This is a genomic window from Spirosoma harenae (genome assembly GCF_054776975.1).
In genome coordinates, this window is record NZ_BAAHBD010000008.1 from 216,867 (window position 1) to 231,022 (window position 14,156).

Annotated in this window: 8 protein-coding genes; 5 read left to right on the forward strand and 3 right to left on the reverse strand. The window is 47.7% G+C overall.

Annotated elements, in window-relative coordinates; all coding sequences use genetic code 11:
• Window positions 1-44: 44 nt before the first annotated feature.
• Window positions 45-1,592 carry a GH3 family acyl-acid amido synthetase gene (locus ACYVE4_RS09240; RefSeq protein ID WP_461039282.1) on the forward strand — a complete coding sequence of 516 codons (1,548 nt, stop codon included), beginning with the start codon at window positions 45-47 and terminating at the stop codon, window positions 1,590-1,592.
• 72 nt (window positions 1,593-1,664) lie between these two features.
• On the opposite strand, the gene ACYVE4_RS09245 is transcribed toward ACYVE4_RS09240, so the two are convergent.
• Window positions 1,665-2,303: a LysE family translocator gene (locus ACYVE4_RS09245; RefSeq protein ID WP_461039284.1), complete on the reverse strand. Its 639-nt coding sequence runs from the start codon at window positions 2,301-2,303 to the stop codon at window positions 1,665-1,667.
• A 171-nt stretch (window positions 2,304-2,474) separates the two neighbouring features.
• Window positions 2,475-3,023, reverse strand: a complete 549-nt coding sequence (locus ACYVE4_RS09250) for an NUDIX domain-containing protein (protein ID WP_461039286.1) — start codon at window positions 3,021-3,023, stop codon at window positions 2,475-2,477.
• 249 nt (window positions 3,024-3,272) lie between these two features.
• On the opposite strand from ACYVE4_RS09250, the gene ACYVE4_RS09255 reads away from it, so the two are divergent.
• A complete protein-coding gene (locus ACYVE4_RS09255) occupies window positions 3,273-4,832 on the forward strand; it encodes a M28 family metallopeptidase (RefSeq protein WP_461039288.1) in 1,560 nt (519 codons plus the stop codon).
• 97 nt (window positions 4,833-4,929) lie between these two features.
• Complete coding sequence (locus tag ACYVE4_RS09260; RefSeq protein ID WP_461039289.1) at window positions 4,930-6,750, forward strand: M61 family metallopeptidase; 1,821 nt, start codon at window positions 4,930-4,932, stop codon at window positions 6,748-6,750.
• Between the two features lie 73 nt (window positions 6,751-6,823).
• Here ACYVE4_RS09260 and ACYVE4_RS09265 read toward each other — a convergent pair whose 3' ends face one another.
• Window positions 6,824-10,672, reverse strand: a complete 3,849-nt coding sequence (locus ACYVE4_RS09265) for a PVC-type heme-binding CxxCH protein (RefSeq protein WP_461039291.1) — start codon at window positions 10,670-10,672, stop codon at window positions 6,824-6,826.
• A gap of 231 nt (window positions 10,673-10,903) precedes the next feature.
• Between ACYVE4_RS09265 and ACYVE4_RS09270 the strand changes: the two genes are divergently transcribed.
• Together ACYVE4_RS09270 and ACYVE4_RS09275 are read left to right on the forward strand one after the other, a co-directional pair.
• Window positions 10,904-12,994 carry a glycoside hydrolase family 31 protein gene (locus ACYVE4_RS09270; RefSeq protein WP_461039292.1) on the forward strand — a complete coding sequence of 697 codons (2,091 nt, stop codon included), beginning with the start codon at window positions 10,904-10,906 and terminating at the stop codon, window positions 12,992-12,994.
• A 150-nt stretch (window positions 12,995-13,144) separates the two neighbouring features.
• Window positions 13,145-14,152, forward strand: coding sequence for a cation diffusion facilitator family transporter (locus ACYVE4_RS09275; RefSeq protein ID WP_461039293.1), 1,008 nt, complete (start codon window positions 13,145-13,147; stop codon window positions 14,150-14,152).
• The last annotated feature ends 4 nt before the right edge of the window (window positions 14,153-14,156 follow it).

A 14,156-nucleotide genomic window follows, 5' to 3' on the forward strand; every position in this document is an offset into this window, starting at 1 on the left:
TACTAGCTATTCATCACTCATCATTCATAATTCATCCTTCAAGCATGGCTCTCTTAGGAAGTCTTTTGAAAAGCGGCATACGGCTTACGAACGCCGTTCGGTTGCGAAAAACCAGCCCACTACGTCAACAACGAAAAGTTTTTCGTAAACTAATTCAGAAAGCGCAGTTTACGGATTTCGGAGTAACTTATCATTTCGACGAATTATTGCGTGCCGTCGAGTTTGGTACCGATAATGAGTTTTACGAGAAGTTCAAAAAAAACGTCCCCATCCACGATTACAACAAGATGTTCGATAACTGGTGGAAACGAACATTGAATGGAGATCGAAACGTAACCTGGCCCGGTCGGGTAAAGTATTTCGCCTTGAGTTCTGGAACATCCGAAGCCTCTACGAAGTATATTCCGGTAACGAAGGCCATGTCGAAAGCAATTCAACGCACCAGCATCCGACAGATTCTCACCCTTGGCAAATACCAAAACTTACCCGCTACACTCTACGAAAAGGGCTATCTGATGCTCGGTGGCAGCACGAATTTAAATGCTCGGGCAGGGCATTTTGAAGGTGATTTAAGTGGGATCACAGCCAGTCAGATTCCATTCTGGTTTCAGCGATTCTATAAACCTGGTCGAGAAATTGCCCAGGAGCGAGATTGGGCGTTGAAACTAGATGAAATTACGGAGCAGGCTGCCGATTGGGACATTGGCTACGTAGTCGGTGTACCGGCCTGGATTCAGTTGCTCATGGAGAAAATTATTGCTCGGTACAACGTAAAAACCATTCACGACATTTGGCCGAATCTGATGGTATTCTGCCATGGCGGTGTATCGTTTGAACCGTATCGGGCTGGTTTTGAGAAACTTCTCGCCCACCCGATTACGTATATCGAGACGTATCTGGCTTCAGAAGGATTTATTGCTTTCCAAACGCATCCCAACGCCGAGGGAATGCAACTAGTGCTCAACAACGGGCTGTTTTTTGAATTCATTCCCTTCAACGAACAGAACTTCTCGCCCGATGGCGAACTGACAGATAACCCGGAAACCTTCATGATTGATGACATCAAGGAGGGCAAAGAATACGCCCTTCTCATGTCGACCTGTTCGGGCACTTGGCGCTATCTCATTGGGGATACAATTAAATTCGTTGACAAAAAACGGGCTGAAATCATCATTACGGGACGTACCAAGCATTTTCTGAGTCTGTGTGGCGAACACCTTTCAGTCGATAACATGAATAAGGCGATCGAAATGGTTTCCGACGAACTGGATATTTCGATTCGCGAATTCACGGTTGCGGGCGTTTCGCATGATACGCTTTTTGCCCATAACTGGTACATCGGAACAGACGATAAAGTAGATGCGACTGACTTCTGTAATCGCCTTGATGCCAAGCTTAAAGAATTGAACGACGATTACGCCGTCGAGCGTCGCCACGCCCTAAAAGACATCACCGTAAGCGTTCTCCCGGCCAAAACCTTTTACAATTGGATGGAATCACGAGGGAAAATGGGTGGCCAACACAAATTCCCAAGAGTCCTGAAGAAGGGGCTGATTCAGGAGTGGGAAAGCTTTATTAGTGATAAACGATGAGTAATGAGTAGGCTGACGCAAGAGTACTATTAATGCGTCAGCCTACTCATCACTCATCGTTTATCACTAGATTCACCAATCTATAGCTTTAGAGAGCGGCTCAAGTAGTCGGTTGTAGGCGATGTTGATGGCTCCGATAAAAAAGACGACCCCCGTTACACGATTGAAAATCTGTACAACGCGGGGAGTGAATAGTCGTTTAAGTCGGTTAGCGTAATAGGCCAGTAAATTTTCGGTTACAAAAATACCAAGCAGAGCAGCCGTCATAAACCCATACTGTTGAGCATCTGAATAATGCAGGTGCGAGCGAATGTAGGCTACAATCGCTACCCAGGCCACAAAATTGACGGGATTAAGGGCGTTCAGGAAAAAGCCGGTTGTGAAATAGTAGACAAAATTACCGAATCGGGTTTTCGGATAAGCCAGCCGGGGTGTTCCTTTTGTAATGTTCACAATGCCCAAAGCAACCAGAAAGATTACGCCCACAGCCGCCATAATATTCTCAAAACCCTGCACTTTTGGAATAAACGATGTGCCGATTAATGCGGCAATAACGAATATAATATCGCCAGCAATGACACCCAGCACCATTTTAAATCCAGAGCGAAATCCATTATCGACACTATTCTGAATCAGTGCAAAGAACACTGTGCCGAATGTCAGGCAAAGCGCAACGCCGAGTAAAAAACCTAAGAGAATGGGTAAGAACACGGTACTGATGTTATAAAGTTGTATGGTTGAACAGTTGTAGCGGTAAAAAGTTGTAGGTCGGCCCACGGTGCGGTTGAACAGTTATACAGTTTTCTTAAGTGATTACTGCTTTCCTGTCTACTTTACAACGCTGAAACGCTACAACTCTACAACTAGATAAGACTATAACTGTTATATCCCCCGCAATCGAGCTACCATCAGCAGGGCGCTAACGCTCAGCGAATCAGTGATTCGGCTCGACATGACCATCTTGACAGCTTCGGCCAACGGGAGTTTCCAGACGCGTAATTCTTCGGTTTCCTCGGGCGCATGTTCTCCTTGCTCCAGCCCTTCGGCAACGTAGAGAAAGCCTTCTTCATCGGTAGCGGAGTTGGAGGTATGGATTCGAGCAATTTTTGTCCAGGACTTTGCTGTCAACCCCGTTTCTTCTTTTAACTCTCGCTTCGCTGAGTCAAGCGGATCGGTGCCTAGTGGGGAACCTCCTTCCGGTATTTCCCACGAATATTCGTTCAATGGGTAGCGATATTGTCCGACCAGATAGGTATTTCCTTCCTCATCAATCGGCACCACGCCGATGGCTTTATTCTTGAAACTAACAACCCCGTATATTCCGGGCGTTCCGGCCGGCGTAATCACATCTTCATGACGAATCGCGAGCCAGGGATTTTCATATTTGACCGACGAATTCAGCGTCTGCCAGGGATTTTCGGTTGTATCCATATAAACGAACGTTCTAGAGAAACGGCTTTTTTATCTGACGCTCACAATTTCTCCAAAAGGTCGCAAAGTTAGCCGCTTTCAAGTATTGGTAATACGTATGTTTTTAAAGTCAACACCGAATTCTCTTTTGATAGCAACTCTATTGTATTTTAAAAAGACTTAATGAGATTTTAATTAAAAGATGAATCCTGAACGATAGTCTCTCATACCGAATCGGTTATCTTCGACTTCCTCAATCAACTCTATTTTATGCACAACAAACTACTCTTAACTAGCTTATTTCTGGGTGGTACGCTGCTCGCTCATGGACAGGACGAAAAACTGGACATGGCGACCATCCAGAAAATTCGGGACGAAGGCCTGCAACATTCGCAGGTCATGGAAACCGCGTTTTACCTAACCGACGTAAACGGCCCGCGTCTTCAGGGACCCGGTTTTATGAAAGCCGCCAATTGGGCAAAAGGCAAATTGGCCGGGTGGGGTCTACAAAATGCCCGTCTGGAAGCCTGGGGAGAATGGGGCAAAGGCTGGGCTGTCGAACGTAGTTATCTGGCGATGACAGCGCCTTATTATAAATCAATTATTGCCGTACCGAGAGCCTGGAGCGGCAGTACCGCCAAATTACAGTCGGCCGACATTCTATACATCAGCTCCACCGACACAACAGCGATGGAAAGCTACCGCAGTAAGCTGAAAAATAAGGTTATTCTGATCGATCAATCTTACAAAATACCGCCAACTTTCAAAGCAGATGCGGCTCGGTTCACCGACGATGAATTGCAGAAAATGGCGGGCGAGTCCGCTCCCAGCCCACGTGCCGGTGGCGATACGACCTTCCGCAGCCGGATGTTGGCGATGCGTACACAGAATGCTTTCAACCAGAAAATGCGTAAACTGGCCAAACAGGAAGGTGCCTTGGGCATTCTCAACACAACGCAAAACAGCATTGATGGTACGTTGTTCGTGAGTGGCGACTATGCCAATGCTGCTCTGGGCGCTACTCCCGATGATCTGGCTGATCTTACAATCGCCGTTGAGGATTACCTGACACTTTGCCGATTGATGAAAGCAGGGGTTCCCGTCAAGCTGGACATCGATGTAAAAACGAAGTTCTTCACCGACGATACCAAAGGTTATAATATACTGGCCGAAATTCCAGGCACTGATCCGAAGTTGAAGGATGAAGTTGTAATGCTGGGTGCTCACTTCGATTCATGGCATGCCGCTACGGGAGCCACTGATAATGCCGCAGGTAGTTCGGTGATGATGGAAGCGGTTCGAATTCTGAAAACCATTGGCGTTAAACCACGACGCACTATTCGCATTGCACTCTGGAGTGGTGAAGAGCAAGGTTTACACGGTTCGAAAAATTATGTCAATAATCACCTCGCCGATGCATCTGGCAAGCTGACGAAAGACGGTGAAAATATTGCCGCATATTTCAATGTCGATAACGGAACGGGAAAAATTCGCGGGGTTTATTTACAAGGAAATCAGGCAGCCGGGCCAATTTTTGCGCAATGGCTGAAGTCATTCAACGATCTGGGCGCAACGACCATTACGCCCAGAAATACCGGCGGAACCGACCATCTTTCGTTCGATCGTGTGGGATTACCGGGTTTCCAGTTCATTCAGGACCCAATTGAATACAATACGCGTACGCACCATACAAACATGGATACGTATGATCACCTGCAACCCGACGACCTGAAACAGGCCGCTACGGTTGTTGCCAGCTTTGTCTATAATGCAGCCATGCGCGATCAGAAACTTCCGCGCAAAGCACCAGCCGCTCAGGCAGCACGGTAAGCCTGTAGATAATCTTTTTCACGCCGATACGCAGCGGTTTCGCATCACGTGTCGGCGTGAACTATTTTTGCCTTTTCCAGAACGAATCTTTGTCAACATGAAAGTTACCAGTTGCTTTATCCTTGCCGTTTTACTCGTCCGCGTAAGCATTGCCCAGAGCATCAAATACGAAGTGTCTTTCCCAAATGCTGTTCACCACGAAGCACAGATAACACTGACGGTTAATCAGTTGCCAAAGCAAGCTGCCGTTTTCCGAATGAGTCGCTCATCTCCAGGGCGTTACGCTACTCATGAATTTGGAAAGAATGTATACAATGTCATGGCAACCGATGGGCAGGACCAGCCTTTAAAAGTTACCCGGACGGAGGGTGACGTTTATACCGTTCCAACGCACAAAGGCACCGTAAAGCTGACCTACACATTGTACGGAAATTACCCTGATGGTACCTACATGGGCATTGATCCACAGAGTATTCATCTGAATATGCCCGCTACATTCATGTGGATTAAAGGTTTTGATAAACGTCCAATTGACGTAAAATTTAATCTGCCAGACGAAAACATGGGTGTCGTAGCTACGCAGCTTGTCCCAACTGCCGACCGTTTTACGTACACGGCCCGCGATCTGCAATACTTCATGGATTCGCCAACAAAAATTGGCAAACTGAATGTGAAAGAATGGCAACGAACGAACACCGATGGCAAGTCGATTACGTTTCGGGTAGCGCTGGAAGCCGCCGTTCCTGACTCTACGGCTGATCATTTTGCGAAGAAAATTGCTCGTATTGTCGATCAGGCGAAAGCGGTTTATGGCGAATTTCCGACATACGATTATGGCAATTATACATTTCTTGCAAACCTGAATCCCTACGTACGGGGTGACGGTATGGAGCATCGTAATTCGACCATGATTGCCGTTCCCATTGCCTTTACCGGACCAGAACGCGTACTGGGCGTGTTTGCTCACGAGTTTTTCCACTCCTGGAATGTAGAGCGAATTCGGCCTAAAACGCTGGAACCCTTCAATTTCGAGAAGAGCAACATGAGTTATGAACTCTGGTTTGCCGAGGGCTTTACACAATATTATGGTGAGTTACTACTCGTCAGGGCAGGCTTTACACCCGTTGACGAATATATGAATACCCTAACAGGCATTATTTCAAGTAAGCAACTGACGCCAGGTGGCACGTATTATTCACCCATTGATGCCAGTTGCCACGCCGTATTTGTCGATGCGGGCGTATCGATTGATAAGTCGAATTACGTCAATATGTTTACTTCTTACTACTTCTATGGCGCTGCCGTAGCATTGGCACTGGATCTGGAATTACGTCAGCGAGGTATTTCGCTAGATGCGTATATGCAGGCCGTTTGGAGACGATTTGGTAAGACAGAACAGCCTTATACGGTCAGTGGTTTGCAAATGGTTTTGGCCCAGATGACAACGCCCGATTTTGCTCGTTCCTTTTTCGACAAATACATCTACGGCCACGAGTCTATCGACTATGCATCGTTGCTGGCTAAAGCAGGACTCACGCTTAAAAAAGCGCAGGAAGGCAAAGCCTGGATGGGTACCGTTCGCTATTCAGAAACGGATAAGGGCTTGACAATTACCAATAATACCGTTCGAGATACACCTCTCTATAAAGCAGGATTGGATATTGATGATGTCATTTCCTCATTCGCGGGTAAGACCGTATCGAAGCTCACGGACATTTCATCGATTCTCGATCAGCATAAGCCTGGCGAAGTCGTTCAGATCAGCTATACGCACCGGGGCGAACCGAAAACTGCCTCAATTACCCTGGAAGAGAATCCAGCCATTTCCGTTCAGTTGTATGAGAAAGCAGCTCTGTCAATCACGCCAGAGTTACAGAAATTTCGAGATAATTGGCTGGGTGCTAAGGTGGTTAAATAGTGCCGTTTGCGGTCTAATCTTCTGATTAAACCTCAAAGGTCTTGGAGACCTTTGAGGTTTAAACGAAAATCACTCATTTTTTTGCCGACGTTTTCACCTGCGTTGTTGTACGCAGGAAGGCGACCAAATCTTTAATTTCGCTTTCGGAGAGCGGATCAAGCAAACCTGTCGGCATCATAGACGCTGGGTTCACTTCTCTCGATTGAATATCCGCTTTATTAACCACAACAGCATCCTGTCCGATTACGCGCAAGGTCAGTTGCCGTTCATTTTCTTTAGCGACATTACCGACATACGTTCTTCCATCGCGGGTAGTAACAACAACCATTTTATAATCGTCCTGAATTTCAGCGCTGGGGTCTAGAATGTTACCAAGTAGATAATCCAGATTGGCCCGGTTGGAGCCAGTCAATTCAGGGCCAATAATGCCGCCTTCTCCGTACATCTTATGGCAAGGACCACAAGTCTTCAAAAATACCTGTCGCCCTTTGGTTGGATTTGAATTGGAAACGGCTTCATCGGTCAGCAAATTTCGATAGCGGGCATAGGCTTTTTCATCGAGCGCTACGTGATCAATTGGTCCCCAAACTTCGACAAAACCACTCCCCACAACCCGGCGTAACTGACGGGCTACATAGGTAGGCACATCACGTTTGGGAATGGTATTTTTGGCGATGGCCTGCGTCAGTTGCCAGCCATATTTCGGACGAGAAGCCAATGTTTGAATCGTTTCGGTTTTCTCAGCGGAGCTAAAACCTGGATAGCGCTCAAGCAAGAGTTTCCCTAATGGTTCGTTATCGTAGCTGGCAATAGCCCGGATTGCATCAGTCCGTAAATCACTGTGGTTTAGTAGATCAGGCAATTCTTTAACCAGCTCAGGACGCTGTTGCAAAGCCAGTGTCTGCAACGCTTTCCGTCGGCTTTCCAAGGGGAGTTTCGTATCTTTTAGCAGCGTTAGCGATTTGGCAGCCATTTCCGTTCCACCAAATTGTCCGGCAATTTCTGAAGCCAGTTTGGCCGAAATAGCATCCGTTTTTAGTTTGGCATACACTGTTTTCCAGTTGGCGGGTGCAATTAGATCGTAACGTCCTTCCACCCCATCGCGCATGCCTTCCAGTAAATTCAGCCGATTCTTTGGCAATTTACCAATCGTTGCCACTAAGGCGTCAATCGCCTGTCCGTCCACGGCTCGACGAGCAATAAACTGCGTGACCATCGGAATCTGGCTTTTCGTAGACAGTTCAAGTGCACGAGCGGTATTCTCCTTGACAAGAGGCTCCAATCCAAACCAGATGAGTTTAGGCAAATTATGGTCAGCGGCATCTTCTGCGTGGGTTAGCAAACCTTCAGCCAACGACCAGCGATTAGCTTGATCGATCCGCTGCATGGCCGATGCAAGGTAGAGTCGTACGACAGGCGATCGATCCTGTCGAGCCATCGTGCTAAACTCGGCCAATACATCCGGCGAAGGACTTTTATCTTCACACAACAACTGGATCGCCCAGGCGCGAACGTGCGGTTCCTTGTCCGACAAAGCCGTTTTCAGTTGTTCAGGCGACAAATTTCCAGTTGTGTGCAATGCCCACATGGCCCGAAGCCGGAGATCTGGATTTGTTGATTCCTCATTCGGCTGATAAATGGCTCGTAGACTGGCAATGGCTGCGGCATTTAGCTTGCCTTTAGCGGCTCGACCCTGCAAAATAATTCGTGCCCGACGAGTGTGCCAATCGCTCGGACTCATTTGCAGATTTACCAATTGTTCATCGCTGAGTTTACTCAAATCAGTATATCGATCCGGCCAATTTTGCGCCTGGGAGTTTGTGGGCATAATCCGAAAAATACGGCCTGTTTCCTGATTCAATACATCAGAACCACAAATGTCCGCATCGTGCCAATCTAGGGCGTAAAGTCCACCATCGGGCCCAATTTCGAGGCTAAAACCGACCCATTGAGCGTTATTAGCCATCATGAAATCCTCGCCGTGATGCCCTACAAATCCCGATCCTTTCGACTCCAAAATGTCAGTCAGAATCCCGTGTTCGTGAATATTTGCCATAAAAATTCGCCCTTTCTGCTCCTTCGGAAAAGCATCGGACTGATATATTCTGGCTCCACCATGTGCCGAACGGTGACTATGGTCAGCAATAGTTTTGATGTCGTTATAAACGTATGGATTGAAATGCTGACCACCCTGTCGATGGTAAATACCTCCCGGAATAATATGCCACAAATGAGGAATCACGCAGGCCGTAATAAAGAGTTGCCCTTTGGCATCGTAGTCGATCCCCCACGGATTGCTGAATCCATGAGCTACCACTTCGAAGCGATCTTTGATAGGATGATACCGCCAAACTCCACCATTAATGTCTGTCCCTTCGCCCTGTAGCAGGTCTTCCGGAAATGGGTCTTTGTGTCGATATAATCGCCCTTTCCCCGTTGGTTTACGCACTTTTGAAGGCGTGGCAAACCCCTGACAGCCATAGAGCCAGCCATCCGGCCCCCAGTGCAAACTGTTGAGTGTTTCGTGTCGATCGCGAATTCCCCAGCCTGTCAGTCGTACTTCAATATCGTCTACGTCTGCTTTGTCATCGCCGTTTTTGTCTGGAATAAACAGCAGGTTTGGCGGAGCACCGACGAACACCCCACCCATTCCCACAGCAATAGCCGCCGGAAAAGCAAGTCCTTCCATAAATACCTTACGGGTGTCTGCTACGCCGTCGTGATCGGTATCTTCTAAAATCAAAATCCGGCTGTCGCCTGCATTGGAAAACCCTTTTCCCCGTGATTCGTAATCGCGATTTTCAGCAATCCAGAGCCGGCCACGGTCGTCCCAGCAAAACGCCATGGGTTGCGTCATCATCGGTTCTGAAGCCCAGACGTTAACCTTATAGCCATTCGATATGGTCATGGCAGCAACGGCTTCACCAGGGGTCAGGAATTTAGCTTCTCGGCCTTCCCGCTGCGCAACGGCCCAAAGAGAAGAGGTCGTATAGTCTGATTTATTGCCGGTAAACTCGCCATACATTTTGGTCATTTCCACATCGTTCAGCTTTCCGGTATACACCACAATCTGGTGTTTTAGAATCTCCGTTGCGCCTTTTTTGATCGACCAGTCGCCTTTACGCGCCCGTGCAGGACCAATTCCAAGTTGGGAATCGACTCGCCAGGGGGTTGGATAATTGCGATTCTGCGAATGATCGAAAATGGCGATGTGCGCAAGATCAGTGCGACCTTCTACCTGCATCCCCACATCAACCCAGGGTGCGGATTGACCTTCGGCTTTTTCGTTCCGTTGCCGGGCTGCATTGACGACTTCTCCGGGAATACCCTCTTTCCAGGGCATACGCAGGAACAGTCCACCGTAGTCGTATTTGCCAATGGTAATATCGGTATGCGCATCGCCATTCCACTCCAGATCGAGCACGTATTTACCATTCTGTTCCCGCATCGACCAGTTCTGCGTTTCGGTCATCACTGCTTTTCCTGTTGAATCGAGCAAGTCATAAACCGTTTGCCACTTGACGGTTTTGCCTTTGCTCTCAACTACTTTCGCCGACACCCGACGCCAATAATCCCCCTGTGGATGATGGAAATAATCGCGACCGTTAACGCGGGTAAATCCCCAATACAGGCCCGTCTGATGCTTGTGGTGACCCGGACTGTATTCGGTCAAAATACCTTTTCCATCAGGTGATACAATTGGGTGTAGATATGGTCGAAAATCGGATTTAGCGACTTGCGTCAGAATAGGCGTTGTTTGCCCAGATCGATACACAGCGATTGTTTGCGCAGCCTTATCTTCCCTGATCAACAACGGTTTATCAGCTAACGGTGTAAACTCGCCGGCTATATCGGTAACCGGCCGAAGTGAATACGCGAATGAGAGAAATACCAGCCCCAAAAACAATATGGAGAGCTTCATAGCGGACAACGATTAATACGGTTCAGGAAAACGGTCGATTGATTTTATAAAAGAAGCATACAGTACCTTCTGCTTTACTCATGCGTCAGATAGCGCGGTTGCTGCTGTGATTAAATTTTCCGGAAAATGGCTTTTTGAGGTGTCTACCAGAAATTCACCATTGAAATGAGTTTGTTATCCCTCCGATTTACTAGTTGCTGGATTCTAGTTTTTATAGGATCATTATCCGCCATGGCCCAACAGGCAGCGTTTCAATGGACGTTGGTGGCTCCGGGTATCTGGAAAACTGTTGCTGGTACTCCCGAAACAATTTCTCCTTTATCCGTAGCGGAAATAAACCCTCGTCTGGATGGATTGAAAAAGTTGGGCGACAGATCGTTTCCGGCTTCGTTAACTGAAAGTGTTCACCAACAGACTGATAACAAAACCTATTTACGATTTCCGCTGAAAAAAGGCGAACAACTGTTCGGTTTAGGGCTGAATTTTAAATCTGTCCAACAACGGGGCACCATCAAAACGCTGCATGTCGATCATTACAATGGCAAAGACAACGGACGCACACACGCACCGGTCCCGTTTTACGTGTCGAGTTTGGGGTATGGTGTGCTGGTTAATTCAGCCAGATATATTACGGTATATGCCGGAACGGGCGTTCGAAGAGACAGCCCGGAAATACCTCCCGAAAAAGACCGCAACACCCAACGCGACTGGAGTGCCCAGCCCTATTCCGACGCGGTCGAGGTTGTGATACCGGCTTCTGGAACAGAGGTTTACGTATTTGCCGGAGCAACAACAATGGAAGTGGTTCAGCGGTATAATCTTTATTGTGGAGGAGGCACATTACCCCCCAAATGGGGACTGGGGTTTACGCATCGAACGCCCACGCTATTTACGGATGAAAAGGTTTTGCAGGAAGTAGCCGAGTTTGAAGCGAAGGGCTATCCATTGAGTTTCGTTGGCTTGGAACCAGGCTGGCAATCGCACTCCTACCCAAATAGCTTTGTCTGGGACAGCACACGTTTTCCGCAACCAAAGGCATTTCTGGATAAGTTAGCACAGAAAAATATTCGTGCTAATCTCTGGATAAACCCTTATGTATCATCGCACTCACCCATTTTCAAACGTGTACTTCCCTACACAGGTTCGCATATGGTTTGGGTGGGTCGCGTACCTGATTTTACGATGGCACCAGCCCGCGATTTATACAAAGATCTGTTTTCAAAACAGCATCTTTCCGTTGGCATTTCAGGCTACAAAGTGGATGAAGTTGATGGGTACGATCATTGGCTCTGGCCCGACGTGGCGACTTTTCCGTCTGGCATCAATGCCGAACAGATGCGGCAGATTTATGGATTGCAATTCCAAAAAATGACAGCCGATTGGTTCCGCCAACGCAATCAACGGACCTACGGCCTAGTGCGGGGTTCTAATGCCGGTGCGTCGGCCATGCCTTACGTAATCTATAACGATTATTACGACCACCGCGATTTCATTACGGCACTCTGTAGCAGCAGTTTTGCGGGTGTATTATGGACGCCGGAAGCCCGTTCATCCAAAACGTCGGAAGAGTGGCTTCGCCGGATGCTGACGGTTTGCTTTTCGCCAATGGCCATGCTCAATGCCTGGGCCGACGGCACCAAGCCCTGGACATTTCCCGATGTGGCGCAGGACGTAAAGGCCGTCATGTTGCTCCGTATGCAACTGCTGCCGTATCTGTATACTACGTTCGCGCAATATCATTTCGAAGGGAAACCGCCAATCCGAGCCATGAATCTGGTCGATGGATTTTCGTTCGATGCGAATTCAACTGTTGCTCAGTTGAATTCGACGGATAATCCATACGCGATGGCAACCCGAAAAGATATTCATGACCAGTTTATGGTCGGCGATTATTTGCTGGTAGCACCCCTGTTTGCCGGAGAGAAAACCCGCAACGTTGTGCTTCCGCCGGGAAAATGGTATGATTTCTACACGGGGAGACTGGCTGGAGAATCCGAAGTCATTTCGATTACACCCGGACTTGCAACTATTCCATTATTCGTGAAAGAAGGTGGAATCATCCCCATGATTCCACCTGTATTGCATACACCTCGTAAAGACGAGAAATTGCCGTTAACAGTTCGAGTTTATGGCAGATCCGAAGCGAATTGGGCGCTTTATGATGACGACGGAGAAACGTTTGACTACGAAAATGGTGCATACACCTGGACACCCTTAGAAGTCAAAAAGAATAACAAAGGAGAGTTGGTTGGTTCGTGGAAGCCGGTCCGAAATCAGGCTTTTCATTACACTTCCATCGCTTGGGAGTTTATGACAAAATAGGACCGGGATTTATGTAATTTTTATGATTAAAGCGGATTAGAGTCCATCATCAAAATCATAAAAATCTGCGTCCTATACCGTCCTGATCGGTCCGGGATCGGTCGACAATCCGTATCTTTGTCGTTTATAACGCTATTTTATCAGGCTTTGATGAATGCCAGTCAACAAACGAAATACCGCTGGATGGGCATCTCGCTGGGGCTTAGTATTGTCCTGCTGATTCTCAAATTCACAGCTTATTTTTTAACATACTCTACGGCTATTCTGTCTGATGCTGTAGAGTCTATTGTGAATGTAATCGCTAGTGGATTTGCCTTTTACAGCATTTATTTAGCGGGTCAGCCTGCCGATCAGAATCACCCCTACGGCCACGGTAAAATCGAGTTTCTCTCGTCGGGTTTCGAGGGTGCCATGATTCTCTCCGCCGGATTGGTGATTATCTGGCAGGCGATTCTTAGTTTTTTCGAACCGAAAACGCTAAGTAATCTGGATTGGGGGTTTGTTCTCGTCGGTGTTACTGCGGCTGCTAACGCCTTTGTTGGCTGGATGCTAATTCGATCCGGTCGGGAGACAGACTCAGCGGCTTTAACCGCCGACGGCAAACATCTGCTTACCGATACCTTCAGTAGTGTTGTCGTCATGATCGGCATAGGGCTGGTATGGCTGACGGGTCAACATTGGATTGATAGTACACTGTCACTTGTACTTTCCATCGTGATTATTTATAATGGATTCCAGATTACCCGCCAATCGGTAGCCCGGTTGATGGATGAAGCTGATGTACCAACGCTTCATCGGGTAGTGAATTTACTCAATACCCACCGTGACCGGAACTGGATTGACGTACATAACCTGCGTGTGCAAAAATACGGTGCCGACCTGCATATCGACTGCCATCTGACGCTACCCTACTACTGGGAACTCAGTAAAGTTCACGATGAAGTCCACCACTTTGAGGATACTCTCAAAGAAGGATTTCAGGCCGAAGTCGAAATTTTCGTACATACCGATCCCTGCGTTCAGGATTGCTGCCATTATTGTCACGTAGCCAATTGCCCCGTTCGCGGTTCAGCGTTTATTAACGAAGTAGTATGGACGGCTGAAAATCTTCCGTTGAACCAAAAGCATTTTATACCGCTAACCATGCCAGGGCTTTAATGCT

What these genes read in the sequence shown, in the direction of transcription:
- ACYVE4_RS09240 (WP_461039282.1), top strand. Translation starts at nt 45, where the DNA reads ATGGCTCTCTTAGGAAGTCTTTTGAAAAGCGGCATACGGCTTACGAAC.
- ACYVE4_RS09255 (WP_461039288.1), top strand. Translation starts at nt 3,273, where the DNA reads ATGCACAACAAACTACTCTTAACTAGCTTATTTCTGGGTGGTACGCTG.
- ACYVE4_RS09275 (WP_461039293.1), top strand. Translation starts at nt 13,145, where the DNA reads ATGAATGCCAGTCAACAAACGAAATACCGCTGGATGGGCATCTCGCTG.
- ACYVE4_RS09270 (WP_461039292.1), top strand. Translation starts at nt 10,904, where the DNA reads ATGGCCCAACAGGCAGCGTTTCAATGGACGTTGGTGGCTCCGGGTATC.
- ACYVE4_RS09250 (WP_461039286.1), bottom strand. Translation starts at nt 3,023, where the DNA reads ATGGATACAACCGAAAATCCCTGGCAGACGCTGAATTCGTCGGTCAAA.
- ACYVE4_RS09265 (WP_461039291.1), bottom strand. Translation starts at nt 10,672, where the DNA reads ATGAAGCTCTCCATATTGTTTTTGGGGCTGGTATTTCTCTCATTCGCG.
- ACYVE4_RS09260 (WP_461039289.1), top strand. Translation starts at nt 4,930, where the DNA reads ATGAAAGTTACCAGTTGCTTTATCCTTGCCGTTTTACTCGTCCGCGTA.